Below are 26,194 nucleotides of genomic sequence, written 5' to 3'. Positions count from 1 at the left end.
CCGCGGCGTGTGCCGGGATGACTGACCGGCGCGGCTGCGGCATCCATCCACCGAGGAGACTTATGACAACACACAACAAATCGCTTGCACGGGCTGCGGGCGCCGCCCTGGCTCTGGCCCTGCTGGCCGCGCCGGCCCTGGCCGAGGTGTACGCCAAGGAAGAACTGATCAAGGCCAGCAAGGAGGCCGCCGGCGGCGGCAAGGGCACGCTGATCGGCGAGTACGCGTTCACGCGCGACAAGGCGTCCAGGGACCAGGCCATCAAGGAGATCAGCTGGCTCACGCTGCAGCCGGGCGACTCCATCGGCTACCACAAGCACACGACCAATGAAGACACCTACATCATCGTCTCGGGCCGTGGCACCTTCCGCGACAAGGACGGCCGCGAGGTGCCCGTGAAGCCGGGCGATGTGACCATCGTGCGCAAGGGCGAATCCCATGGTCTGGTCAACACCGGCACCGAGCCGCTGGTGTTCGTGGATGTGATCGCCGAGCAGTGAGGGCGCCGTGGCGCGGCCCCGCGCAGTGACAGGGGCTGGGCGGCGGGGGGCCGGCCGGGCTGCGTGCGGGCGGCACATAGAATGCCGCGGTGCCCGCCAGCGCACCATTCCTTCCCGTCCCCCGCTGCTCCTCTCTTCGCACCTTGACTACCTTCGTGAACGGGCCTCTTTCGCGCGAGCTGGCCATGCGCTTTCTGGGCGGGTTCGACATCTCGCGCGGACAGGAGGCAGTGACCGCGTTCCCCTATGACAAGGTCCGCGCACTGCTGGCCTACCTGGCCCTGGAGCCTGGCGAGCACCGCCGCGAGCACCTGGCCGACCTGTTGTGGCCGCAGGTGGATGCCGAGCGGGCCCGCGCCAACCTGCGGGGTTGCCTCTTCGACCTGCGCCGTGCGCTGGGCGAGGCGCAGGCGACGGCGACGGGATCCCCGCCGCTGATCGAAGCGTCCCAGAAAACGCTGCGCCTGCTTGCCGGCGCCGGCTGCCGCCTGGACGTGGCCGATTTCCTCGCGGGCGCCGGCGTGCCCGTGGATGCGCCGGCTTTGCTCGAGCAGTGTGTGGCGCACTACCGGGGGCCCCTGCTGGCGGGGCTGTACCTGCCCGACGCGCCCGAGTTCGAGGCATGGCTGGCCGCGCGGCGCGAAGGGCTGCACCGCCAGGCGCTGGACATGCTGGAGCGGCTGGTGGCGCACCACGAGCTGCAGGGCCATGCCGCGAAGGCGCTGCAGTATGCGCAGCGCGCCATCGAGGTGGACCCGTGGCGCGAGCCCTTGCAGCGCAGCTATCTGCGGCTGCTCGCGCGCCGCAGCCCGTCCGCGGCGCTGACGCACTATGCCGCGTACCGCCGCGCCATCGCGCAGGAGCTGGGGGCCGAGCCGGAGCCACAGACCGTGGCGCTGGTCGAACGCATCGGCGCCGCCGCAGCACCGCAATCCCCGCGGCCCGAGGGCCTGGCGCTGCCGGAACGCCGCCGCCTTGCCGTGCTGGCCTGCGATTTCGAGCCGCGCGACGGCATGGACCCCGAGGACGCCGCCGCCGCGCTGGCGGGGCTGCTGGAGCAGGGCAGCGGGCTTGTTCGCGGGTACGCAGGCCATGTGGTCGCGGCGCAGGGGGGCGAGCTGCTCGCCTTCTTCGGCTACCCCAGCGCGCGCGAGCATGCGCCGCGCGACGCCGCGCAGGCCGCTCTCGCCCTGGTGCAGACGTGGCGTGCCGCGGGCTGCGCGGCGGACCTCGTGCCGCGCGTGGGCCTGCACGCGGGCTGGGCCTTTGTGGCCGAATCCCAAGGCCCGCCCGATGCGGCGGGCACGCTCACCAGGACGGCGCGCCGCATGGCGCAGGCCGCGCCGGCGGGGGGCGTCTTGGCCAGCGCCGCGTTGCGCGGCATCCTGGAGACGCATTTCCAATGGGGCTCTGCCCAGGAGGGCGCGGCGGTGCTGCTGGCCCGAAGGCAGGACATGCGCCGCGGGGATGCGGAGGAGCGCCCCGCCTCTCCCCTGGTCGGGCGGCGCCAGGAGCTGGACAGGCTGCTGGCCGCGTGGGGCGACGCGCAGCGGGGGCGGCAGGTGGGCGTGCTGCTGCGGGCCGATGCGGGCAAGGGCAAGTCCCGCCTGGCGGCGGCCCTGGCCCAGCAGGTCCGGGCCTGTGGCGGCCGGGTCGCCGAAGTGGCCTGCCAGGCCGAGTCGGCCCACATCCCCTATTTTCCCTTTGTCGAGCAGCTGCATCGCCAGATGGGGCTGGACCACGGCACGCCCGCCGATGCGCACCAGGGCGCTGTCCAGGCCGCCGTCCAGGTCCTGCAAGAGCTGGGGACGGAGGCCACCCTGGCGGAGCTGCCCGTGCTGCTGCACCTGCTGGGCTTGCCCATGGACCCCGGCATTGCCGCCGCTGCGCAGCCCCTGTACCCGGCCCAGCGCAAGGAACGCGAGCAGCACCTGCTGGCGCGGCTGTTCGGCCCCGGCAGCGATGGCCGGCCGCTGCTTCTCGTCGTGGAGGACCTGCACTGGGCCGACCAGGCCACATCGGAGCTGCTCGAGCGCATGCTGGTGCCAGACCGCGATGCTCCCTTGCTCCTGCTGTGCACCACGCGGGCGCAGCCGCATGGGCCGCTGGCCGCCAGGCTGGCGGTGCAACTGGAACTGGCGCCGCTGTCGTACCAGTCCATCCGCGCCCTGGTGACGCAGCTGGAGGGCGGCACGCGGCTGGGGGATTCCCAGATGGCGTCCATCGTGGGCCGCGCCGACGGGGTGCCCCTGTACGCCGAGGAACTGGCCCGTGCCGCTCTGGCGGGGGGCGCAGGCCACAGCGAGGTGCCGGCCACGCTGTGGGACGCATTGGCCGCGCGCCTGGATGGAATGGGCCCGGCCAAGCGCATCGCACAGTACGCGGCCTGCATCGGCCGCGACTTCGGAGAGGACCTGCTGCGCGCCATCGCCGGGCCGCAGGACGATGTGGGCGGCGGCCTGGAGGTACTGCAGCACGCGGGGTTGGTGCGGCGGCGGCTCGGCGGGCCGCTGTATTTCCGCCATGCGCTCATCCGCCAGGCCGCCTACGAATCGCTGGCCCAGGCCGAGCGGCGGCGGCTGCATGCCCGGCTGGCCGAGGCGCTGCGCACCGATTTTTCCGAGCGTGTGCGGGCCTATCCCGCAATCCTTGCCCACCACCTGTCCGAATCCATCCATCCCGCCGCTGCGCATGCCTGGTGGGTGGCCGGCACCCAGGCCGCATCGCGCTCGGTGCTGGGGGAGGCCATCCACGACTTCTATGCGGGCCTGGCCGCCGTGCAGGCGCTGCCCGAGGACGACCCGGGCCGCGCGCGCGACGAGCTGCTGCTGCAGGTCGGCCTGGGCACGGCCCTGGTGGGCGCGCAGGGCTATGGCTCCGACGCGGCCAGGGATTGCTTTCACCGCGCCTGGGCGCTCGCCGCCAGCGCGCCGCCGGGCATGGACCTGTTCCCGCTCATGTGGGGGCTGTGGATGGTGGGGCGCCACAGCGAGGACGAGCATCCGCTGGAATACGCCGACCGCCTGGCCCGCATGGCCGAGGGCAGCGCCGACCCGGCGCGGCGCATGGCCGTGGAGTACGCCTACGGCAACAACACCCTGTGGCTGGGCGAGTTCGCGCGCTCGCGGGGGCACCTGGAGGCGGCCATCGGCTGGAGCACGCGGGTGGGCAGTGCCGAATCGATCGCGCGGTTCGGCGAGGACATCGGCATCGCCGCGCGCGCCCTGCTGGCCTGGGTGCACTGGATCGAGGGCGACCTGCCGCGCGCGCGGGCGCTGGCCGATGACAACGTGGCCCTGGCACGCGCGCTGGGCCACGCGCACAGCTTCGGCTTTGCGTTCAGCTGCGCCGCCGTGCTCTACCGCCACCTGCGCGATCCGGAGCACGCCGCCGCCCTCAGCGCCGAACTGCTGGCCTACGCGCAGCACCACCGGCTGCTGCTGTGGCAGGCCGCCGCCGCGGCGGTGCTGGGCTGGGCGCAGGCGGTGCAGGGCGATGCCCGCGCGCTGGCCCCCATCCGCGAGGGCCTGGAGGGCGCGCGGCAGGTGTTCCGCGTGATCGAGATCACCTTCATGGCGTTCCTCATCGATGCGCTGCTGCACCTGGGCCGTGGCGCCGAGGCGCTGCCCGCCATCGACGAGGCGCTGCACAAGGCGGCCGCGCACCACGACACGCATTTCGTCGCAGAACTCCTGCGCCTGCGGGGCGATGCCCTGCTGCAGCTGCGGCCGTCCGACACCGCGCCGGCGCTGCGGCTGTACCGCGACGCACTGGCGCGGTCCGAGGCCTGCGGCGCGGCCCTGTTTGCGCTGCGCAGCGCCACGCGCATCGCACGCCTGCTGGCGGCGCAGGGGGCCTGCGGCGAAGCGGCGGCGCTGCTCGAACCCGCATTGGCTCGCGTCTCGGACCTGCCTGGCAACCCGGATCTGCACGAGGCACGGGAATGCCTGGCGCAGTGCACCGCGGCGGCCGCGGCCATGCGTCCCTGACGGAAGCATCGCGGCGGCCTGCCCCCCTGGCATTTTGTCGCGGGCCCGGTCCAGGGCCGCGATCGCGGCATTCAACGCTCTGTCAACGCCCTGCTTTCCACAATCCGCCCCTTGTCCAAGGTGCCGCGGCGCGGCGTAACAGGGAGGAGGCGGGATGGTCGTGAATGCAGCGAAGAAGGCCGAGGCGGCGTACCCATGGCGTGGCACCGTGCGTGCCGCTGCCATGGCCCTGGCGCTGGGCTGGGGGCTGGCGGCGCAAGGCAGCCATGCGGCGGTGCCCGCCTCCGTCAGCTACCAGGGGCAGCTCACCCAGCCTGGTGGCGGGCCGCTGGCGGGGCCCGTGCAATTGCAGTTCCGACTCTACGATGCGGCCACGGGCGGCTCGGCGCTGTGGGAGGAGACCCATCCGGCGGTGGCACTGGCGACCGGCGTCTTCAGCGTGCAGCTGGGCAGCATCGCCCCGCTGGCCTTGCCGTTCGACCAGCCGTATTACCTGGGCGTGAGCGTGAACGGCGCCGCCGAGCTGGCGCCGCGCATGCCCCTGTCCAGCGCGCCCTATGCCCTGAGCGCGAAGACCGTCGCCGACGGCGCGGTCACCGCCGCCAAGATCGGCCAGGTGTGCGCCGTGGGGGAGACGCTGCTGCAGACGGCCACCGGCTGGGCCTGCGGCGCGGCCACCGGCCCGCAGGGGCCGGCGGGTCCAGTGGGAGCGGCCGGCCCCATCGGCCCGGCCGGTCCCACCGGCGCGGCGGGCGTGCGGGCGCTCATCGCCACCGCCGCCGAGGCTGTTGGCGCCAACTGCGCCACTGGCGGCACGCGGGTGCAGGGTGGCAGCGATGCGAACAGCAACGGCGTGCTGGACGCGGGCGAGGTCTCCGCCACCGCCTACGTCTGCAACGGCGCCCAGGGGCCGCAGGGGCCTGCCGGGCCGCAGGGCCCCGCCGGCCCGGCTGGCGGCGGCGCCGGCAACCTGGTGCACGGCTGCTTCAGCGTGGGGCAGGCCGGCAGCGGCACGGGCTACACCGTGGCCTACGACGGCGGCACCGGCCAGCACCAGATCACCTTCACCACCGCCTTCGCCAGCGCCGGCTACACGCTGGTGCTGGACGCGCGGGCCGCGCCCACGGGCCGCGCGCGCGCCGTGCACCCGGTGGCCAAGGCGGCCGGCGCGGTCACGCTGGCGCTGGGCTGGCTCGACAGCGCCGAGACGGCGCAGCCGGTGTGCTTCATCGCCGCGCAGTGATGCATCAAGAGAACGACATGCCATGAAGAAGAACCACGCTTTTGCTTCCCTGGCCCTGGCGGCCGCCCTGGCCGCCGGCGCATCGCCCGTGATGGCGCAGCAGGAATGCATGATGGGTGAGCTGCGCCTGTTTGCCGGCAACTTCGCGCCCCGCAACTGGGCCCTGGCGCAGGGGCAGATGCTGGCCCTCAACGCCCAGACGGCAGCGCTGTTCAGCATCCTGGGCACCACCTACGGCGGCAACGGATCCTCCACCTTCGCCCTGCCGGACCTGCGCGGGCGCGTGGCGGTCGGCGAGGGGCAAGGGTTCGGACTGACCTACCGCGCACTGGGGGACCAGTGGGGCGCTGAGACGCACACGCTGACCACCGGCCAGATGCCCCTGCACATCCATGCCCTGAACGTGGCCAGCAATGCCCCGGCCACCACGGGCACCCCCGGCAGCGACAAGGTGTTGGCCGTGGCGCAGAACGCGGGGCTGTATGCCGCCGCGTCGCCGTCGGTGCAGCTGGCCGCCACCAGCGTGGCGTCCGCCGGCAACGGACAGGCGTTCCTGATCCTGCCGCCGAGCCTGGGCATGAACTACATCATCTGCACCGCGGGTGACTTCCCCGTCCGGCCGTGAGCACCGCCATGCAAACACGGCGAACACGGCTGGGCCAGCTCCTGCTGGCCGGCACGGGCCTGCTGGCATGCGCCGGCACCGGCGCGCAGGTGGCCGGCAACTGCCTGCTGGGCGATGTGCGGCTGTTCGCGGGCGACTACGCGCCGGTGGGCTGGATGCTCGCCAACGGCCAGGCCTTGAGCATCACCGACCACAACGCGCTTTTCTCGGTGCTGGGCACCACCTGGGGCGGCGACGGCATGACCCACTTCAACCTGCCCCATCTGGGCAGCCGGATCCCGGTGGGCACGGGCCAGGGACTAGGGCTGGCCACCGACGTCGTCGAAGGCACGCACCGGGGCGACGAGCAGATGTGGCTTCAGCACTGGAACCTGCCGCCCCACAGCCACGCGGTGGCGGCGGCGGGCGGCGCGGCCACCAGCGCCACGCCCGCTGCCGGCATGGCGCTGGCCGCGGTGCCGGAGGCGGGCGCCTTCGCGGCGGTCGCGCCCGACACCCGGCTGGCGCTCACGTCGGTGGGGAGCGCGGGCTCCACCCAGTCGTTCGAGAGGCTGCCGCCGTCGCTGGCGCTGAACTACATCATCTGCGTGGGGGGCACGTACCCCACGCGGAACTAGCGGGCAGGGAGCGCGGCATGCCATCCTTTCTTCTCTCCTCGGGCCGCGCGGCTGCTGCGCTCGCCCTGCTGGCTGGCGCCCTGGGGGCGCCGCCCGCAGCGGCCCAGGCCGGCGCCATCGCGGGGCAGGCCGTGGCGGGCCTGTCGTCGGGCGGCGGCGTGGTGCTGCACAGCGGCGCCGTCATTCCTCTGGCCAGCACGCCGGTGCTCACGGGGGGCAGCCTGCCCGGGGGCGTGGCGGGCATGGCCTACAGCCAGAGCCTGTCGGCCACGGGGGGCACGCCGCCCTACACCTACGCCCTGGCGGCCGGAAGCAGCCTGCCGGCGGGCATGTCCCTGTCCGCGGGAGGCCTGCTGTCGGGCGCCCCCACGGCGGCGGGCCACTACGGCTTTTCGGTGCAGGTCACGGACGCCGCGGCGCAGACGGCCACGGTGACCTATGTGTTCTCGGTGGCCGCCGCGCCCGGTCCAGGCGGGCCCGCGACCCCGGTCGCCGTACCGCTGGGCGGCCCGTGGGCGGGCACGTTGCTGGCGCTGCTGATGGCCGGGGGCGCGGCCACCGCACGCCGCCGTCAGCGCAAGGATTGATACCATTTTGGGCTGCAGCGCTTTACCGCAAAGCGCTGGAAGCTATTAAAAATATAGCAAAACATGCACGGACCGGTGCCTGCGCTCCCGCGTGCACCCGCCAGGGCGGCGGGCGTTCAACGCTGCGTCAACGCTGCCTGCGAACAATCGCGGCCCAACACGGTGCCGTGCAGCGGCTGAAGGGGGAGGGGATATGGGCGGTTGGAAGGCGGGGTTGCGGATGCGCCGGTGGGTGCTGGGTTGTCTGCTGGCGTGTGCCTGTGGAGGGGCGGTGGCCGATGACCCGGAACCCGGCTTCACCAATTACGCGCAGCTGGCCTCCATCGCGGTGGGCGGTGTCGCCGCGGTTTACCCGCTGGGGGATCTTACCGACGACCCGCTGCGGGTGGCGGTGCCGGGCATCCGCATTGGCCATTGCGCGCCGCAGAGCATCGCGGTGCGGGCCTGGCAGCCCAACTACCAGCCCTATACCGTGCGGGCCCTGGGGCAGACGCTCCACCTGTTCGGCGGCGAGACGGAGGGCGCGCTGTCCGTCCCCCTGGCGTTTGGCGCCAACACGGTGGAGCTGGCGGTGGAGCGGCCCCTGTCGTTCGACTACACCGCCAGGGCCTTCTACACGCTGCAGATCGAGCGCGAGGGGCCGGGCGCCAACGCCGAGCTGGCCGCCCTGGCGCTGTCGGCGGGCACGCTCTCCCCGCCGTTCGATCCGGCCACGCACAGCTACAGCGCCACCGTGCGCGACCGGTCCGTGGCGGTGGTCGCCACGGCGGCGGACTGCCCCGGCCTCACGGTCAACGGCCAGCCGGTGGCCAGCGGCAGCGCATCGCCGGCCATCCCGCTGGCCCTGGGCGCGAACACGGTGACGGTGCAGTCCGTGGCTCAGGACGGCACCACCCGCACCTTCGATCTGGCCATCACGCGGCTGGCCAGCGCCAGCGCCGACCTGGACAGCCTCGCCCTGTCCGGCGCCGCGCTCAGTCCGGCCTTCGACAGCGCCGTGACGGGCTACAGCGCCACGGTGCCCTATGCCACCACGGCGGTGTCGCTCACGGCGTCGCCAGCTGCATCCACCGCCACCCTCACCGTCAACGGGGCGTCCTTGGCGGCGGGCGTGCCGCATTCCGTGGCGCTGCAGGCGGGGGCCGCCACGGCGATCGCCGTCGGCGTGCAGTCGGAGGACGGCTTGGCCACCAGGACCTACACCGTGACCGTGGCCCGCGCCGCGCCCGACACCAACGCCCGGCTGGCGGCGCTGGCCCTGTCGGCGGGCACGCCGAGCCCGGCGTTCGATCCGGACGTGATGCTCTACACCGCATCGGTGGCCGGCACCGTCAGCGCGGTGACCGTCACGCCCACCCCCGCCTTCGCCGGGGCGTCGGTCACGGTCAACGGCGCGCCCGTGGCGGCCGGGGGCGGCGTGAGCGTGCCGCTCGCGCCCGGCACCAACACCATCGCCGTTCGGGCCACGGCGCAGGACGGCGCCACGCAGCGCACGTACACGCTGCGCGTGGTGCGTGCCAGCCTCGTGAACAGCGCCAGGCTGCTGGGGCTGGCGCTGTCCAGCGGCACGCCCTGGCCGTCGTTCCATCCCGCAATCGCCGCCTACACCGTGCGGGCCGCCAGCGATGCCTCCACGCTCACGGTCACGCCCACGGCGGAGGATGCGACGGCCACCATCCTCGTCCATGGTGGTCCGGTGGTGCCGGGAGAGGCCTCGGCGCCGATTCCCCTGCAGCCCGGCCACAACGCCATCACCATCCAGGTCACCAGCACCGACGGCCTGCAGACCGGCAGCTACACGCTGGACGTGCTGCGCGGACGCACCGACGCGGCGCTGGCCGGGCTGACGCTGTCGGGCGGCAGCCTCAGCCCCGCGTTCGACCCGGACGTGCTGGCCTACAGCGCCAGCGTGCCTTTCGTGATGGCCTCCGTGCGGGTGGGGCTGGCGCTGCCCGATGCCGAGGCCACGGCCCGCGTCGGCGGGCAGATGCTGCGCAGCGGCCATGCCGCCACCGTGGCGCTGGCGCCGGGGCCCAACACCGTGCCGGTGCAGGTCATGTCCAGCGACGGCATGGTGCAGCGCACCTACCTGGTTTCCATCACGCGCCAGGCGCCGCAGGCGGTGCCGCTCGCGCACAACCCGACGGCCTTCGCCGCGCCGCTGTCGTTGCCGCTGGAGGGCACGCAGGCCGTGACGCTCGCGGTGGGCGACGTGGATGGCGATGGGCATGTGGACATCGCCGCGGTGAGCCTGGTCCGGCGGGACATCGCGCTTCTCGCGGGCCGGGGCGATGGCACCTTCGCCGCCGCGCAGTGGTCGCCGGTGGGGTTGGGCGACGGTTTCCTGCTGGCACTGGGCGACTTCCAGGGCGACGGCTGGCTGGACGCGATGGCGGTGGATGGCAGCCACGCCCAGCTGGCCTCGGGCCTGGGCGATGGGCGCTTCAGTGCGCTGTCGCCCCCGCTGGCCTGGCCGCCCGCGGCGGCCGCGGGCGTCGCGGCGCTGGACGTGGACGGCGATGGCCGCCCCGATCTCGTGTCGCCCGGCGCGAACGGCGCTGCCGTGCAGCGCGGCCTGGGCGGCGGCCGCTTCGCGGACGCGCAGCCGGTGGGGAGCCTGGGCTGGGTGCGGTACGTCGTCGGCGGGGATTTCAATGGCGATGGGCGGATCGACCTGGTGCTGGCCAGCGGCGACGGTGCGCTGCAACTGCTGCCGGGCCTGCCCCTGGGCGGTTTCGGCGCGCCTTTCGACGGGACGCTGGGCGTGCCCATGGGCGGGGCGGTTCCGCGCGTGGGCGACCTCGACGGCGACGGGCGCGATGACCTCGTCGTCGCCGTGTCGGTGAACGGCGTGAGCACGGTGTTCGTGCTGCGGGGCCGCCCGGACGGCAGCTTCGAGAACCCCGTGCGCTTCGCCAGCGGCCTGGGGCCCATGATCGGCCAGGAGGTGCCGCAGGACGTGGTGGTGGGCGATTTCAACGGCGACGGCCATCCCGACGTCGCCGTGCTCAACGGCAACGGCGGCGCCTTCAATGTCGCCATCCTGGCGGGGCAGGGCGATGGCAGCCTGGCGGCGCCGCAGCTGCATTACGTTCCGTGGCTGCCCTCGCGCATGGCGATGGCCGACCTCGACGGCGACGGCAAGCCCGACCTGGTGATGAACGCGCTGTCGAACCGGGGGGAGGGGCTGAGGGTGCTGCGCAACACCGCGCCCGACCTGGCCCAGGTGGTGCCGTCCAGCGGCACACTGAGCCCGGCGTTCTCGGGCGCCGTCACCGCCTATGCCGTGCAGTTGCCCGTGGGCGGCCCGGACTTCACGCTCACGCCCTGGCTGGCCTTCGGCACCGCCGAGGTGCGCGTCAACGGCGTGCCGGTGGCCAGCGGCAGCGCATCGGCGCCCGTCGCGGTGCCCGCCGGCGGCAGCGCGGTCGTCACGGTGAGCGTGCTGGCGCGCGATGGCGGCACGGCCACCTACACCTTCTCCGCCACGCGCCCCGTGCCCAGCGCGAATGCCCTGCTGGGCGCGCTCACGCTGTCCGCGGGCAGCCTGGGCCCGGCGTTCGATGCCGGCACCCTGCAGTACACGGCGAGCGTGGACCACGCGGTGGCGTCCATCACGCTGACGCCCCTGGCGGCCGAGCCCACGGCCAGCGTGCGGGTCAACGGCGCGCTGGTGGCGCGCGGCAGCGCGTCGGCGCCCATCGCGCTGGCCGTGGGCGACAACCCGGTCACGGTGCTGGTCACGGCGCAGAGCGGTGCCACGCTGTCGTACGTGGTGCGCGTGGTGCGTCCGGCCGCCGCCACCCAGTTCACGGGCGAGGGGCCGGGCGGCGCCGTCACGGCGGGTTTTTCGGGCGGCGGGGCCGGCTGCGGCTTTGCCGCCAGCAGGTTCGTTCCCGCCGCCAGCGTGGCGCCGGCGGCGCCCACGGGCGTGGCCTTTCCGCACGGGCTGTTCGATTTCGCCACCGCCGGGTGCGCGGCAGGGGCCACGCTGCACTTCACCATCACCTATCCCGCGCCGCTGCCGCCCGGCACGCGCTATTGGAAGTGGGGCCCCACGCCCGGCAACGCGGCTGCGCACTGGTACGAGCTGCCCGCCACCATCAGCGGAAACACGGTGCGGTTCAGCATCACTGATGGGGGCCTGGGCGACGATGACTTTGCCCTGGGGCCCAACGGTGCGGTGCAGGATGCGGGAGGCCCCGGCGTGCCCATGGTGTCCGGCGCGACGGCCGTGCCCACGCTGTCGCCCTGGGCCCTGCTGCTGCTGGCGGCCGGTGTGGCGGCCCTGGCGGGGGCCGGCCGGCGGCGGGCGGCACGGTGAGCGCGGGGCTCAGTCCCCCATCACCACGCCCTCGCGCCGCGGGTCGGCGCCGCCCATCCAGAGCTTCTTGCCGTGGGCGTTGCCCAGGGTGATGGCCTGCAGGCCGCTGGTCATGTTCATCTCGCGCACCTCGGCGCCGCGTGCGCGCAGGGCCTCCACCGTGGCGGGCGGGAAGCGCTTTTCCTCCAGCAGCGTGGGCCCGTTCATGGAGCCGAAGTTGGGCAGGTTGATGGCCTGCTGGGGCATCAGGCCCCAGTGGAAGACGCCGTACAGCGTCTTGGCCGTGTAGTGGATGATGGCCGCGCCGCCGGGGCTGCCGCCGCTCATCAGCAACTCGCCGGTGGCCTTGTCGAACACCAGCGTGGGCGCCATGGACGAGCGCGGGCGCTTGCCGGGCTGCACGCGGTTGGCGATGGGCTGGCCCTGGGCATCGGCGGGCGCGAAGCTGAAGTCGGTGAGCTCGTTGTTGAGCAAAAAGCCCTTGACCATTTGCCGCGCGCCGAACTGGTCTTCGATGGTGGTGGTCATGGCCACCGCGTTGCCGAACGCGTCGACGATGCTGATGTGGCTGGTGCCGTACTCGGGCTGGTCGGGCATGGGCGCGTAGCTGGCCTTCACCGCGCCGGGGTTGCCGGGCTGCGCGACCTTCATGCTCTGTGCGCCGATGAGCTTGGCGCGTTCGGCCAGGTAGGCGGGGGCGAGCAGGCTGCTCCAGCTGCCGGCGGGAGGCTGCACGAAGTCCGGGTCTGCCACGTACTGCGCGCGGTCGGCAAAGGCCAGGCGCGCGGCCTCGGTGTACAGGTGCAGCCAGTCGGCCGAGGGGATACCGTCCTGCAGCGGCTTGGCGGCCGCGTCGGTGTTCTTGAGGATGCCCAGGATCTGCCCGATGGCGATGGCGCCCGAGCTGGGCGGCGGAAAGCCGCAGACGCGGAAGTCCTTGCTGGCGACCTGGTAGTCGTGGCACAGCGCCTCGCGCTTTTTGGGCTGGTAGCCGGCCAGGTCGGCCAGGCTGAGCTTGCCGGGGTTGGTGGGGTGCTTTTGCACCTTGTCGACGATGGCCTGGGCGATCTCGCCCTCGTGCAGGGCCTTGCTGCCTTCGGCGGCGATGCGGCGCAGCACCGCGGCCAGTTCGGGGTTGCGCAGGTTCACGCCCACATCGCGGGCATCGCCATCGGCTTTGTAGAAGTAGGCGGCGGCCACCGGGTCCTTTTTGAGGTGCGGGTCCGCCGCCACCAGGGTGTTAAGCCGTGCGCTGATTTTGAAGCCGCCCTCGGCCAGGGTGATGGCGGGCTGGAACAGTGTGGCCCAGGGCAGTTTGCCGTGCTGCTTGTGTGCCAGCTCCAGCATGCGCACGGTGCCGGGCACGCCGACCGAGCGGCCGCCCACCACGCCGTCGTAAAACGGCACGGGTTTGCCGTCGGCGCCGAGGAAGAGTTTTTCGTCGGCGGCGGCGGGCGCGGTCTCGCGCCCGTCATAGGCCTCCACCACCTTGCCGCTGCTGTGCAGCAGGAAGGCGCCGCCGCCGATGCCGCTGGACTGCGGCTCGACCAGGGTCAGCACCATCTGCACCGCGATGGCCGCGTCCACGGCCGAGCCCCCGGCCTTGAGGATCTGGTAGCCCGCGTCGGTGGCCAGCGGGTTGGCGGCGGCCACGGCGAATTTCTCGGTGGCCCAGCCGGGTTTTTCGGTGTAGCCCGAGGAGCCTTCGGGCTGGGCCGGCACGGTGTAGGCGAACGGCGAGGGGGCGCTGGCGCAGCCGGCCAGCAGTGCGGCGAGCGCGGCGCAGGTGATCAGGCCAGGGCGCAGGCTGCGGGGGGATGCCGGGGCCGGCGAGACGATGGGGGACATGGGCTTCTCCTTCGTGGCAAGCAAGAAGCGGCCATCGTACGGTGCCCAGCCTGCGCGGGGGCTTGGCGTTACATTGCGCTACAGGCGCACGGTCTGAGGTCTTTTGCGGCCCTTTCGCTTTCTGGATAAGCGCTGAAAGCTATCAAAAAATGAGCATTCACGCCGGCACGGGCCCCGCGCGGCCGTCCTGAACCACGAACCGGGCCAGGGTGCTGGCGCCGCTGTCCGCGCGCATCGGGTCGTCCACCGCGCGCAGGGTGGTGGTCCAGCGCTCGGGCGTGATGTCCGCCAGGCCGTAGCCGCGCAGGTCGCAGCGGGCCAGCAGCACGTGGGGGTTGTGCCGCGCCACGGCGTCCACCTTGTCCTGCGTGGTGCCCGAGCGCGAGCTGATGGAGGTGCCGCAGAACTCGCTGGCGATGACGGGCGAGCCGGGGCGGTCCGCGTCGGCGTGCACGCGGCACACGTAGTTCTGGTGGATGTCGCCGCCCAGCAGTACGGTGTTGCGGGGCGCGTGGCGGGCCACCGATTGCAGCAGGCGTGCGCGGCCTGCGGGGTAACCGTCCCAGCTGTCGGTGGACACCATGCCCGAGGGGTAGTGGCGCGGCGAGAACAGCGTCTGCTGCGCGACCACGCTCCAGCGCGTGGTGTCGCGGGTGGCCGCGTCGCTGGCCAGGCCGGCGTCGAGCCACTGCTCCTGCGCCGCGCCCAGAAAGCTGCGGGCGGGGTCGCCCAGGTCGGCGCACTGGCCGCCGCGCACTGCGCCTGCGCTGGCGGATTCCGGTGTGCGGCAGGCCTGCCAGGTGCGGTACTGGCGGCCGTCCAGCAGGTGGATGTGGGCCAGCCGGCCCCAGCGCAGCCGGCGGTAGACCTGCAGTGCGTCCCACCGGGTGTCGGGGAAGGGCCGGTTCAGGCTGGCCGCGCGCAGCGGCATGTTCTCGTAGAAGGCCTGCCATGCGGCGCCACGCATCGCCGCAAAGCCGGTGGCGTCACCCCGGCCCGCTCCGGCGGCGTAGTCGTTCTGCACCTCGTGGTCGTCCCAGGTCACGGCCCAGGGGCAGGCGGCGTGGGCGGCCTGCAGGGCCGGGTCGCTCTTGTGCAGCGCGTACCGGTCTCGGTAGTCGGCCAGCGTGGTGGCCAGCTGGAGGCTGTGGGTGCGCGCCAGGTCGGCCGTGTTCCTGGGCGTGGCGTACTCGTAGATGTAGTCGCCCAGGAACAGCACCAGGTCGGGCTGGTCGGCCGCCAGGTGGCGCCATGCGGCGTAGTGGCCGTGCTCCCAGCGCTGGCAGGAGGCAAATCCCACGCGCAACGCGCCAGGCAGGTCGCCCGGTGCGGGGGCCGTGCGCGTGCGGCCCACCGTGCTCACCGCATCGCCCAGCATGAAGCGGTAGTGGTACCAACGGTCCGGGGCTAGGCCGCGCAGCTCCACATGCACGCTGTGGCCGAGCTGCGGCAGGGCAGGCGCCTCGCCCTTTTGCACGATCTTCGCGAAGCGCGCATCGTGCGCCACCTCCCACCGCACGGTGTGGGCGGCCTGCACCTGCGCCGCATCGGCCATCACCAGCCGCGTCCACAGCACCACGCCGTCGGGCGCCGGGTCTCCACTGGCCACGCCCAGCGCGAACGGATTGGCGTGCAGCGACGGCGGGTTGCTCCAAGCCCAATGGGGCAGGCTGGTGGCAGCGGCAGCCATGGCTGCGCGCCGCAGAAAGGACCGTCTTTGCTCTGGGGGCACTGCAGGGTGCGCCTTAGTGCGCTGCGCTCAAAACTGGCGCAGCCCAGGCCAGCGGCCGCCGCGCAAGGGCCGCCAAGCTGCGGATGCGGCGCTTCGCTTGCGTGCGCTGGCGGCGTCCCCGTCCGGGGGAAGGCGCCGAAGGCGACACAGGGGGGCTTCCTTTCATGCCGCCATCACGCGGTTCTTGCCCGAGCGCTTGGCCAGGTACATGGCCTGGTCGGCGCGGCGGATGGTGTCCGCGCTGTCTTCGCTGTCGTGCAGCTGGGCGACCCCGGCGCTGAAGGTGATGAGCACCTTCTCGGAGCCCTGCAGGAAGAAGCGTGTCGTGAGCTCCCGCTGCAGCCGCGTCATGGCGGCCACGCCGCTTTCCACGGGGGTGTCCGGCAGCACCAGCACGAATTCCTCGCCGCCGTAGCGTGCCAGCAGATCCTGGGGGCGCATGACCTCGCGCGTGACCTGCGCCAGGTGCACCAGCGCCGCATCGCCGCCGGAATGCCCCAGTCGGTCGTTGATGGTCTTGAAGTTGTCCACGTCGAGCAGCGAGAGGCACAGCGGAGACCCCAGGCGGCGCGCACGCGCGATTTCGCGCTCGATGGCCTCGTCCAGGCCCTTGCGGTTGAGCGAGCCGGTGAGCGGGTCGTGCCGGGCCTGCTGGCTGGCGCGGTCGAGCTCTTCCTGCAGCTTGGCCACTTCGGCGCGCTTGGCTTCGGTGCGCTCGCGCAGCTCATGGAGCTCGTCGTGCGTGACGCGGCTGTCCAGCGCCATCGCGCGGGTGGCGGTCATCACCTCGTGCAGCACGGGGGCGATCTCCTCCAGCGTGTTGGCCTTGCCGATCAGGTCGGCGCACCGTGCCATCGTGCCCTGGTAGGTGGTGCTGGACGCCGTGATCCGGGCCAGCCGTTCGATGAACGTGGCCAGCATGTCCTTCATCTGCTCCTGGGCCTCGACCGTGCGGGCCTTGGCCTCGGCCTGCTTGAAGATCACGTCCTTGAGCCGGCGCTGCACGTCGTCCAGCCGGCGCAGCGTGAGCGGCGGCGTGGACGCGGCCATGAGCGCCTCGGCCTGGCCGTGCAGCCAGCGGTCTTCCAGGCTGAGCACGGCGATGTTCTCGAACACCATGTGCAGCAGCTCCAGCAGGCTGGCGCGGATGGAGGCCTGCTCCTCGGTGGCGAACGACAGCCTGTAGGTGAAGTTGCCCAGCATGAGCTGCACCGTGGAGATGGGGGGCGCGGGCTCCTTCAGGAAGGTGATGAGCTGCTGCGCCATGTCGATCACGCGGGCATCGTCTTCACCAAGCGCGGGCAGCGTGTTGTCGATGAGGCGCGCCAGCATCTGCGCAAACTCGTCCGGCAGGATGCCTGGCGAGGCAGTGGCCGCGGCCCCGGGGGCCGGCTCCACCGGCGCCGATGCCGCCGTGGCGGGGTTCAGGCCCAGGTTGGCGTAGCCCACCAGCACACTTTGTAGCGAAGTCCAGTCTTTGTTGTTGACGGCGCGTTCGAATTGGCCCAGCAGGCGCTTCTGTGCGGGCGTCTGCCCCGGCAGCACCCTCAGGATGTGCTGCAGGGGGCCTTCGGGAAATGGCTGCGGGCTGCGGACTCCTGCGATCTCGTCATACAGCGCCAGATAGTTGTCGGGCGTCGGGGGAAGGCGCCGGGTGGCCAGCTGCTTGAGCGTCTCGCGCGCGATTTCGGAAGGTGGTCGGTCGGCCATGTGCGGACACCAGTGTCAGGGAGAAGCAGGATGCGCGAGTGTGACACAGCGGCCGGATTCCCGGGGCCTGGATGAAGCCGGGCGGCGCGCCCGGCGGGCCACAGGCTCAGTTCACCATCACCAGCTTGCCCATCACGCCCCGCGAACCCATGTGCGCATAGGCGGCGGGCAGCTCGGCCATGGGCATGGTGCGGTCGATCACGGGCTTGATCTTGCCCTGGGCATACCACTGCGCCAGCTCGCCCATCATGGCGGCATTGGCCTTGGGTTCGCGCTTGGCGAAGTCGCCCCAGAACACGCCCACGATGGAGGCACCCTTGAGCAGCGCCAGGTTGAAGGGCAGGGCCGGGATGGGGCCGGAGGCAAACCCCACGACCAGGTAGCGGCCGCGCCAGGCGATGGAGCGGAACGCGGGCTCGGCGAAATCGCCGCCCACCGGGTCGTAGATCACGTCCGGGCCCTTGCCGTCGGTGAGCGCCTTGATGGATTCGCGCAGGTTGTCCTTGCTGTAGTTGATGGTGGCGTCCGCCCCGATGGAGGTGCACAGCGTGCATTTCTCGTCGGTGGAGGCGGCAGCGATCACGCGTGCGCCCATGGCCTTGGCGATCTGGATGGCCGAGGTGCCCACGCCGCCGGCGGCGCCGAGCACCAGCACCGTTTCGCCGGCCTTGAGCTGGGCGCGGTCCACCAGCGCGTGGTACGACGTGGCGTAGATCATGATGAAGGCTGCAGCATCCACGTGCGAGAAGCCATCGGGCAGGGGCATGCACAGTGCCGCGGGCGCGATCGTGTGGGTGCCGAAACCGCCCGTGCCCGACAGGCAGGCCACGTTCTGGCCCACTTTCAGATGCGTCACGCCGTCGCCCACGGCGGCCACGACGCCCGCGTATTCAGAGCCGGGCACGAAGGGCAGTGGCGGCTTCATCTGGTATTTGTTCTGCACGATGAGCAGGTCGGGGAAGTTCAGGCTGGCTGCCTTGATCTCGATGAGCACCTCGCCCGCCTTGGGCGTGGGCGTGGGCAGTTCGGTCCAGGCCAGGGCGTCGACGCCGACGGGGTTGGTGCAAAGCCAAGCGTGCATGGGAAAAGTCTCCTGTCAATGTGGGACGCATGATAGGCGGGGCCTGCCGGGGCGCGATGTCCCACGAGCGACGGCTTGCGCCTGCGTTGCGCAGGGCAGGGCCCGGGGCACGCCACCTACAATCCGTTGCAACCCCTTCTGCAACCATGAAAATTCTGATTTCCAACGACGACGGCTACCAGGCTCCCGGCATCGTGGCGCTGCACGATGCGCTCAAGACCCTCGACGGGGTGGAGGTCGAGGTGGTCGCGCCAGAGCACAACAACAGCGCCAAGTCCAATGCGCTCACCCTGCATTCGCCGCTGTACGTGCACCAGGCGCACAACGGCTTCCGCTACGTGAACGGCACGCCCGCCGACTGTGTGCACATCGCCCTCACCGGCCTGCTGGGCTACCGGCCCGACCTGGTGGTGTCGGGCATCAACAACGGCGCCAACATGGGCGACGACACCATCTATTCCGGCACCGTGGGCGCGGCGATGGAGGGCTATCTGTTCGGCATCCCCGCCATTGCCTTCTCGCAGGTGGACAAGGGCTGGGGCGAGATCGAGGCGGCCGCGGCCAAGGCGCGCGAGATCGTCGCGCAGATGCGGGCCCAGCGTCTCGTGACAGAGACCCCATGGCTGCTGAATGTGAACATTCCCAACATGCCGCTGGAGGCGCTGCAGCCCCTCAAGCTGTGCCGGTTGGGGCGCCGCCACGCGGCCGAGCGGGTGATCGTGCAGGAAAGCCCCCGGGGCGAGGCGATGTACTGGATCGGCAGCGCGGGGGCCGCCAAGGACGATGCGGAAGGCACGGATTTTCATGCCACGGCGCAAGGCCACGTGTCGATCACGCCGCTGAAGGTGGACCTGACGGACCACGACAACCTGGGCTACTGGGCACAGACCGCGTCCCGCCTTGTGGCAGGCGTGGCCGGGGCGCCGGGACCGTGATGCAGCGCCGCCCCGGATTCCCTGCCAGGTTGCCAGGATCTGGACCTTCTCCCGCCAGGCACGCCCCGGTCGCTCCGCCCGCGCGCCAGCCGGCGGCGGCGCCGGTGGGGGTGGGGCTGGATTCGGCGGCGGTGCGCGCGCGCATGGTGCACAAGCTGGCGGCCGGAGGCATCACGTCGCCGGCGGTGCTGCACGCCATGGGCACCGTGGAGCGCCATCGTTTTGTCGACAGCGCGCTGGTCAACCAGGCGTATGAGGACACCAGCCTGCCGATTGGCCTTGGGCAGACCATTTCCAAGCCGAACGTCGTGGCCCGCATGTGCGAGCTGCTGCTGGGCGCCGAAGGCGCGCGCGCGGGCGGATTGGGACGTGTGCTGGAGATCGGCACGGGCTGCGGCTACCAGGCGGCCGTGCTGAGCCACCTGGCGCGCGAGGTCTATACCCTGGAGCGCCTGCGGGGCCTGCACGACAAGGCGCGCCACAACCTGCGCCCGTTTCGCCTGGCCAATGTCCACTTGCTGTTCGGGGACGGCATGCTGGGCTACGCCAAGGGCGCGCCTTACGCGGCCATCATCGCCGCCGCAGGCGGGGATGCCGTGCCGCAGGCGTGGTGCGACCAGCTGGCGGTCGGAGGGCGGCTGGTGGCGCCCATGGCGGTGGCAGGCGGGCAGCAGATGTTGCTGGTGATCGACAAAACCCCGCACGGATTGAAACAAAACGTGCTCGAGCCCGTACATTTTGTCCCCCTAAAATCGGGGATTGCCTGAAGGGAAATGCTTATGTTCGTATCGCGTGGTCTTGTGGTTGGGTTTACCGTGGCGCTGGCGGGGCTTGCGCTCACCGGTTGCGGCACCCGGCTGAACAAGGCTCCTGTGGAAGACCGGGGCACATCCTCCTCGTCCTCCGCGCCTCCGCCAGCGGCCCAGCCCGGCGTGGTGGTGGGGACACCCCTCAAGCCGCTGCCCGGCGCGGAAAATGCCGGAAAACCAGGCTACTACACAGTCAAGCCGGGAGATACCCTCATTCGCATCGGCCTGGAGTCGGGCCAGAGCTGGAAAGACATTGCGCGCTGGAACAACCTCGAGAACGCGAATCTGATCGAAGTGGGCCAGGTGCTGCGCGTGGCGCCGCCCGCGCCCGCCTCGCAGGCCGTGGCCGCCGACAGCGGCGTGGTCACCCGCCCGGTGACCTCCTCGACGGTGACGCCCGCCAATCCCGCCAGTGCGGCCGTGCCCCCGGCCAGCGCGGCCAAGCCCGCCACCTCGGCGGCCTCCGGCCCCGTGGTGGCCGTCGCGCCGGCAACGCCGACACCGTCGTCGGGTGCCGCGGAAGACGACATGGCATTCATCTGGCCCGCTCCGGGCTCGCTGATCGCCGGGTTCGACGAGGCGCGCAACAAGGGATACGACATTGCTGGCAAGGCGGGAGACCCGGTCCTGGCCGCCGCCGACGGCCGCGTGGTGTATGCGGGCGCGGGGCTGCGCGGATACGGCAACCTGGTCATCCTCAAGCACAACAACACCTTTCTGACGGCGTACGCGCACAACCAGACCCTGCTCGTCAAGGAGGACCAGTCCGTGCGCAAGGGGCAGAAAATTGCCGAGATGGGCAGCACCGACGCCGACCGCGTCAAGCTGCACTTTGAAATCCGCCGGCAAGGCAAGCCCGTCGACCCGTCGCGCTACCTGCCTGCACGTTGATTTCCGCCGTGGCTTCGCCGCCAATGGGCGCAACGGGCATGGCGCGGGAATCGGCCGGGGCAGCGGATGAGCTGCTGGCCGACGAGTCGGAAGGGCTGGCGGACGAGTCCGGGAGCGAGCTTCGCTCCATGCACATCGGGGCCGGACAGCATGGCGTGCGGCTGGACCGGGCGCTGGTCGATCTGGTGCCCGAGTTTTCCCGCAGCTACCTGCAGCAACTGCTGGCGCAGGGGCTGGTAAGCCTCAATGGCAAGCCGCTTCCCAAGGCGGCAGCGCGCGTGAAGGCGGGCGATCAGGTGGTGCTGGAAATGCGGCCCACGCTGCAGAGCCAGGCCTTCCGGCCTGAGTCCATGTCCATCGACGTGGTGTTCGAGGATCCACATCTGCTGGTGGTGAACAAGCCCGCCGGCCTGGTGGTACACCCCGCGCCGGGGAACTGGAGCGGCACCTTGCTCAACGGCCTGCTCGCCCGCGACGAAAAGGCGCTGACCGTGCCGCGCGCGGGCATCGTGCACCGGCTCGACAAGGACACCAGCGGGCTGATGGTCGTTGCCCGCGACCGCGCCACCATGGACGCGCTGGTCGCATTGATTGCCGAGCGCAAGGTGCAGCGGCAGTACGTGGCCATGGCCCACGGCGCATGGTCGGGTCCCAAGATCCGCACGGTGGAAGCGCCCATTGGCCGGGATCCGCGCAACCGCCTTCGCATGGCGGTCGTCGACCTGGCGACCCATGCGGGCAAGCTTGCGCGCACCGACATCCGGTGGCTCGCTGGCGCGGACGAGGGCTGCTGGGTGCAATGCACCCTGCATACGGGCCGCACGCACCAGATCCGCGTGCACATGGCGTCCTTGCGGCATCCGTTGGTGGGGGATGGCCTGTATGGCGGCGCGCCGGTCGGCAGCCTGCAGCGGCAGGCGCTGCATGCCTACCGCCTGGCCTTCTCGCACCCTGTGACCGGCGAGGCGCTGGAATTCTGGGCGCCGGTGCCGCAGGACATCTGCCAGGCCCTCTCGTCATGGGGGCTGGGCTACAATGCGCCCTGACGGCCAGACTGGCCCCAGCCCGAAGACGGAATCCCGCCGGGCTCTTGCGTCGCGCCAGCACCCTTGCACAGCGCGCCATTGATTGCCCCCTGCTGTTGATGTGACACCCGTTGCAACGCGTGGCACTTTTCCAGGAATCGCTGAACCATGAACACGGTGGATGCCAAAAGGGTCCTCGAAACTGCGTTGATCTGCGCGCAGCAGCCTGTGCCTTTGCGCGAGCTGCGGGTGCTGTTCCATGACGCGCTGGGGTCGGACACGCTCAAGGTATTGCTGCAGGAGCTGCAGCTGGAATGGACGCAGCGTGGCGTGGAGCTGGTTCAGGTGGCCACGGGCTGGCGTTTCCAGAGCCGGCCCGAGATGCGCGAGTACCTCGACCGGCTGCACCCCGAAAAGCCGCCGCGCTATTCGAGGGCCACCATGGAAACCTTGGCGATCATTGCGTATCGCCAGCCTGTGACGCGGGGTGATATCGAGGACATCCGGGGGGTGACGGTCAACAGCCTGATCGTCAAGCAGCTGGAAGACAGGGGCTGGGTCGAGGTCATCGGCCACCGGGAAACGGTGGGGCGTCCGGCGCTGTTTGCGACCACGCGGCAGTTTCTGGATGACATGGGGCTGCAGTCGCTGGACCAGTTGCCGGTGCTGGATGACCCCACCGGCAATGCCAATGTCCTGGAGGCCATGGCCGCTGCCGCCCAAGGGGTGATAGAGCCGGAGCCCGAACCGGCAGCGGAGCTGGTCGCTGCGCCATCGGAGCCCGGCCCGGGCCAACAGCCGCCAGAACCGGGCGCGGCGCCGGATGCGGTGCTGCCCGTGGAAGACTTTTTTCAGAATGCGGAGACGGATCTCCGCGACGACGATGCCGATACCCCGGGTGGTATCCAGGGAAATACTTGATGAACGATTCGACCCCCGAAATGCCGGCTGATCTGCCGGAGGCTGCGCCTGCGCAGGCGGCTGCGGCGCCGAAGAAACCTGCTGCCAAGCGCGCCCCGCGCAAGAAGGCGGTGCCGGTGGCTGTGGTTGCCGAGGAGCAAAGTGCTGCTGGCGACGCCATCGCTTCGGCGGCCCCCGAGGCCGTTTCTGAGGTGGAGCCCGTGACAGCTGCGGAGTTGTCGCCCGAGGCGCTCTCCTCGTCGCAGGTGGTTGCAGGGCCCGAGGCCGAGGCTGCGGCGGCGCATGCGGAAGGCTTTGAGTCTGTGGGCCAGCCAGGGCAGGGCGGCCGCAGGAACCAGGGCCAGCCCGGCGGCAGGCCGCCCCAACGCCCCGAAGGTGCCGGGCGCGACAGGCGCAAGGCGGCGCCGGTGGTGGATGGCTATCAGTTCGAGGATGTGGTGTCGGGCCGCTTCGATGAGGATGATGCGTCGGCCGACGCCGTTCCCGCCAAGCGCGTATTGCTGCCCCAGCTGGAAACGCCCAAGCTTCACAAGGTGCTGGCCCAGGCGGGGCTGGGGTCGCGGCTCGAGATGGAGCAGCTCATCCTGGAAGGGCGCATCTCCGTGAACAACGAGCCTGCCCATATCGGACAGCGCATCCAGTTCGGAGACCAGGTCAAGGTCAACGGCAAGCCCATCCGCTACCGGATCGACCCGCCGCCCGCGCGCGTGATCGCGTACCACAAGCCGGTGGGCGAAGTGGTGACCCATGACGACCCCCAGAACCGGCCCACTGTCTTTCGCAAGCTGCCCCGGCTCATGCAGGGCAAGTGGCAGTCTGTCGGGCGCCTGGATCTGAACACCGAAGGCCTGCTGCTGTTCACCAGTTCCGGCGAACTTGCCAACAAGCTCATGCACCCGCGTTTTGGCTTGGAGCGCGAGTACGCCGTGCGGGTGCTGGGCGCCTTGAGCAACGAAGAAAAGCAGAAGCTGCTGGATGGCGTGCGCCTGGACGATGGCATGGCATCCTTTGGATCGATCGAGGATGGCGGTGGCGAAGGCTCCAACTGCTGGTACCGGGTCACCATTTCCGAAGGGCGCAACCGCGAGGTGCGTCGGATGCTGGAGTCTGTGGGACATGCGGTCAGCCGGCTGATCCGTATCCGGTACGGCGCCATGGTGCTGCCGCGCGGGCTCAAGCGCGGCGCCTGGCTGGAACTCGATGAGAGTGACATCCGCGCCCTGGTCCAGGCCGCCGGTGCCGGACGGCCGGAGGCTCCGGCCGAAGGCCGGTTGGAAGAGGGGCCGGGTGCGGGCGGGCGCGGCGGCAACAAGCGCAACCGGGGGCGCAACGGGCCCCGCGTGGGCGACGGCCCGCGCCGCGACATGTCGCAGGGGGCGCCGGGCGGCCCCCGTGGCCAGAAACCCCGCCGTGACAATGGACAACAAGGTCAGGCCCGCGGCAACAATGCCGGCGGCGGTGACCGCCAGCGCGGGGCGGTACAGCCGGATCCGATGAAGACCTCGGTGGGCTATATCGGCATGGACAGCCTCTCGCGGCACCGCCAGGACAAGCGGCGCCCCGGCGGAGGCGGCCCTCGCCGCGGGGGTGGCGGGCGCTGAGCGCACGCTGCGCCGGTCTGCCCGGTTAGAATCGAGGGCTTTGTCCAGTGGGCAAACGAATTACAGCAACATCATCCATTCAGGAAATCAACATGGCAATCGAACGCACCCTCTCCATCATCAAGCCCGACGCAGTGGCCAAGAATGTCATCGGTCAGATCTATGCACGCTTTGAAGCTGCCGGCCTCAAGGTCGTGGCTGCACGCATGGCCCACCTGTCGCGCCTGGAAGCCGAGCAGTTCTACGCCGTGCACAAGGAGCGTCCTTTCTTCAAGGACCTGGTGGACTTCATGATCTCCGGCCCCGTGATGATCCAGGCCCTGGAAGGTGAAAACGCGATTCTGAAGAACCGCGAACTCATGGGCGCCACGGACCCCAAGAAGGCAGAAGCCGGCACCATCCGCGCCGACTTCGCTGACAGCATCGATGCCAATGCAGTGCATGGTTCCGACGCAGCTGAAACCGCCCAGGCAGAAGTGGCCTTCTTCTTCCCCGGCCTGAACATCTACTCGCGCTGATATGGTGCTCCCCATGCCTGTTCCCGCAATCGTGGGACACCTGCGCCATGGGGACGACCGCGCTCGGCCCGTCACTGGGAGGGCGCGATGACCACCACCAACCTGCTGGAATTTGACCTCGACGGCCTGGCTGCTTTCTGCCAGCAACTGGGCGAAAAGCGTTTTCGCGCCACCCAGCTGTTTCGCTGGATCCACCAGCGCGGCGCCAGTGACTTTGACGCCATGAGCGATCTGGCCAAGGCCCTGCGCGACAAGCTCAGGGGTTGCGCCCGCGTCGAGGCCTTGCCGGTCATCTCAGAGCATGTTTCCTCGGACGGCACGGTGAAGTGGCTGTTCGCCGTGGGGGATGGCAATGCGGTGGAAGCCGTCTTCATTCCTGAGGATGACCGCGGAACGCTGTGTATTTCCTCCCAGGCCGGCTGTGCCGTGGGGTGCCGCTTTTGCTCCACGGGGCATCAGGGTTTCAGCAGGAATCTGACCACGGGCGAGATCGTCGCGCAGTTGTGGTTTGCAGAGCATTCCTTGCGCAAACGCCTCAAGTCCGAAGATCGGGTGATCTCGAACGTCGTGATGATGGGGATGGGCGAGCCGCTGCAGAACTACTCGGCGCTCGTGCCCGCCTTGCGCGTCATGCTCGATGACCATGGGTATGGTCTGTCGCGGCGGCGGGTGACGGTATCCACGTCGGGCGTGGTCCCCATGATGGACCGCCTCTCGCAGGATTGCCCGGTGGCCCTGGCCGTGTCTTTGCATGCGCCCAACGATCCGCTGCGGGACAATCTGGTACCGCTCAATCGCAAGTATCCGATCGAAGAGCTGCTGGAGGCCTGCAACCGCTATCTGGCGCACGCACCGCGTGATTTCATCACTTTTGAATACTGCATGCTCGATGGCGTCAATGACCAGCTGGAGCATGCGCAGCAGCTGATCGAGCTGGTCAAGCCCGCCCGTGGCGCAGGGGTGCGCTGCAAATTCAATCTCATTCCCTTCAATCCATTTCCCGCATCGGGGCTGTTGCGATCTGCGCAAAATCAGGTGGTTGCGTTTGCGAAGGTCCTGAGCGATGCAGGTATTGTCACAACGGTGCGCAAGACCCGGGGAGATGATATCGACGCGGCCTGTGGCCAGCTCGCGGGAGATGTCAAGGATCGCACACGGGCCGCCGAGCGCATGGCAAAGCAGCGGACAATCGTGCTCAAACCGGTGACTTGATCAGCAAGCAATCGGCATACTTCAAG

19 protein-coding genes are annotated in these 26,194 nt (G+C 70.8%); 15 read left to right on the top strand and 4 right to left on the bottom strand.

The window, feature by feature from the left end; translation table 11 throughout:
* The first annotated feature begins 62 nt into the window (after positions 1-62).
* The 7 genes from KW843_RS11935 to KW843_RS11905 all read left to right on the top strand — a co-directional run bounded on the left by KW843_RS11935 (position 63) and on the right by KW843_RS11905 (position 11,885).
* Complete coding sequence (locus tag KW843_RS11935; protein WP_255591121.1) at positions 63-500, top strand: cupin domain-containing protein; 438 nt, start codon at positions 63-65, stop codon at positions 498-500.
* Positions 501-643: 143 nt separating this feature from the next.
* Complete coding sequence (locus KW843_RS11930; protein WP_218295372.1) at positions 644-4,489, top strand: AAA family ATPase; 3,846 nt, start codon at positions 644-646, stop codon at positions 4,487-4,489.
* 154 nt (positions 4,490-4,643) lie between these two features.
* Positions 4,644-5,732 carry a collagen-like protein gene (locus tag KW843_RS11925; protein WP_218295371.1) on the top strand — a complete coding sequence of 363 codons (1,089 nt, stop codon included), beginning with the start codon at positions 4,644-4,646 and terminating at the stop codon, positions 5,730-5,732.
* 22 nt (positions 5,733-5,754) lie between these two features.
* Complete coding sequence (locus KW843_RS11920; RefSeq protein ID WP_255591122.1) at positions 5,755-6,357, top strand: phage tail protein; 603 nt, start codon at positions 5,755-5,757, stop codon at positions 6,355-6,357.
* Between the two features lie 8 nt (positions 6,358-6,365).
* A complete protein-coding gene (locus KW843_RS11915) occupies positions 6,366-6,974 on the top strand; it encodes a phage tail protein (protein WP_218295370.1) in 609 nt (202 codons plus the stop codon).
* Between the two features lie 17 nt (positions 6,975-6,991).
* On the top strand, positions 6,992-7,561 hold the full coding sequence (locus KW843_RS11910; protein WP_218295369.1) for an Ig domain-containing protein: 570 nt from the start codon (positions 6,992-6,994) through the stop codon (positions 7,559-7,561).
* A 271-nt stretch (positions 7,562-7,832) separates the two neighbouring features.
* Positions 7,833-11,885 carry an IPTL-CTERM sorting domain-containing protein gene (locus tag KW843_RS11905; RefSeq protein WP_218295368.1) on the top strand — a complete coding sequence of 1,351 codons (4,053 nt, stop codon included), beginning with the start codon at positions 7,833-7,835 and terminating at the stop codon, positions 11,883-11,885.
* Positions 11,886-11,894: 9 nt separating this feature from the next.
* Here the strand turns inward: KW843_RS11905 and KW843_RS11900 are convergent, their stop codons facing one another.
* The 4 genes from KW843_RS11900 to KW843_RS11885 form a co-directional block, all read right to left on the bottom strand.
* Positions 11,895-13,733, bottom strand: a complete 1,839-nt coding sequence (locus KW843_RS11900) for a gamma-glutamyltransferase family protein (RefSeq protein ID WP_218295367.1) — start codon at positions 13,731-13,733, stop codon at positions 11,895-11,897.
* 157 nt (positions 13,734-13,890) lie between these two features.
* Positions 13,891-15,423, bottom strand: coding sequence for an alkaline phosphatase (locus tag KW843_RS11895; RefSeq protein WP_218295366.1), 1,533 nt, complete (start codon positions 15,421-15,423; stop codon positions 13,891-13,893).
* Positions 15,424-15,627: 204 nt separating this feature from the next.
* A complete protein-coding gene (locus tag KW843_RS11890; protein WP_218295365.1) occupies positions 15,628-17,175 on the bottom strand; it encodes a GGDEF domain-containing protein in 1,548 nt (515 codons plus the stop codon).
* A gap of 106 nt (positions 17,176-17,281) precedes the next feature.
* The gene (locus KW843_RS11885; RefSeq protein ID WP_218295364.1) at positions 17,282-18,256 is read right to left on the bottom strand and encodes an NADPH:quinone oxidoreductase family protein; all 975 of its coding nucleotides are present in this window, start codon (positions 18,254-18,256) and stop codon (positions 17,282-17,284) included.
* A 146-nt stretch (positions 18,257-18,402) separates the two neighbouring features.
* Here KW843_RS11885 and surE point away from each other — a divergent pair, with 146 nt between their 5' ends.
* The 8 genes from surE to rlmN all read left to right on the top strand — a co-directional run bounded on the left by surE (position 18,403) and on the right by rlmN (position 26,168).
* Complete coding sequence (surE, locus tag KW843_RS11880) at positions 18,403-19,191, top strand: 5'/3'-nucleotidase SurE (RefSeq protein ID WP_218295363.1); 789 nt, start codon at positions 18,403-18,405, stop codon at positions 19,189-19,191.
* A complete protein-coding gene (locus KW843_RS11875) occupies positions 19,191-19,958 on the top strand; it encodes a protein-L-isoaspartate(D-aspartate) O-methyltransferase (RefSeq protein WP_218295362.1) in 768 nt (255 codons plus the stop codon). The genes surE and KW843_RS11875 overlap by 1 nt, the downstream gene beginning before the upstream one ends.
* A gap of 12 nt (positions 19,959-19,970) precedes the next feature.
* Positions 19,971-20,891, top strand: coding sequence for a peptidoglycan DD-metalloendopeptidase family protein (locus KW843_RS11870; protein ID WP_218295361.1), 921 nt, complete (start codon positions 19,971-19,973; stop codon positions 20,889-20,891).
* Positions 20,892-20,929: 38 nt separating this feature from the next.
* Positions 20,930-21,937, top strand: coding sequence for an RluA family pseudouridine synthase (locus KW843_RS11865; RefSeq protein ID WP_218295797.1), 1,008 nt, complete (start codon positions 20,930-20,932; stop codon positions 21,935-21,937).
* A gap of 147 nt (positions 21,938-22,084) precedes the next feature.
* Positions 22,085-22,837, top strand: coding sequence for an SMC-Scp complex subunit ScpB (scpB, locus tag KW843_RS11860; RefSeq protein WP_218295360.1), 753 nt, complete (start codon positions 22,085-22,087; stop codon positions 22,835-22,837).
* Entirely contained in the window at positions 22,837-24,438 is a 1,602-nt protein-coding gene (locus KW843_RS11855; protein WP_218295359.1) for a pseudouridine synthase, read from the top strand. Before scpB ends, KW843_RS11855 begins: the two co-directional genes overlap by 1 nt.
* 92 nt (positions 24,439-24,530) lie before the next feature.
* A complete protein-coding gene (gene ndk, locus KW843_RS11850) occupies positions 24,531-24,956 on the top strand; it encodes a nucleoside-diphosphate kinase (protein ID WP_008905954.1) in 426 nt (141 codons plus the stop codon).
* An 87-nt stretch (positions 24,957-25,043) separates the two neighbouring features.
* Positions 25,044-26,168: a 23S rRNA (adenine(2503)-C(2))-methyltransferase RlmN gene (rlmN, locus tag KW843_RS11845; RefSeq protein ID WP_218295358.1), complete on the top strand. Its 1,125-nt coding sequence runs from the start codon at positions 25,044-25,046 to the stop codon at positions 26,166-26,168.
* Positions 26,169-26,194: the final 26 nt, after the last annotated feature.

The organism is Acidovorax sp. sif1233 (assembly GCF_019218755.1).
In the GTDB taxonomy this organism is placed as follows: Bacteria; Pseudomonadota; Gammaproteobacteria; order Burkholderiales; family Burkholderiaceae_C; genus Acidovorax.
This window is presented reverse-complemented; position numbering and strand designations above follow the sequence as displayed.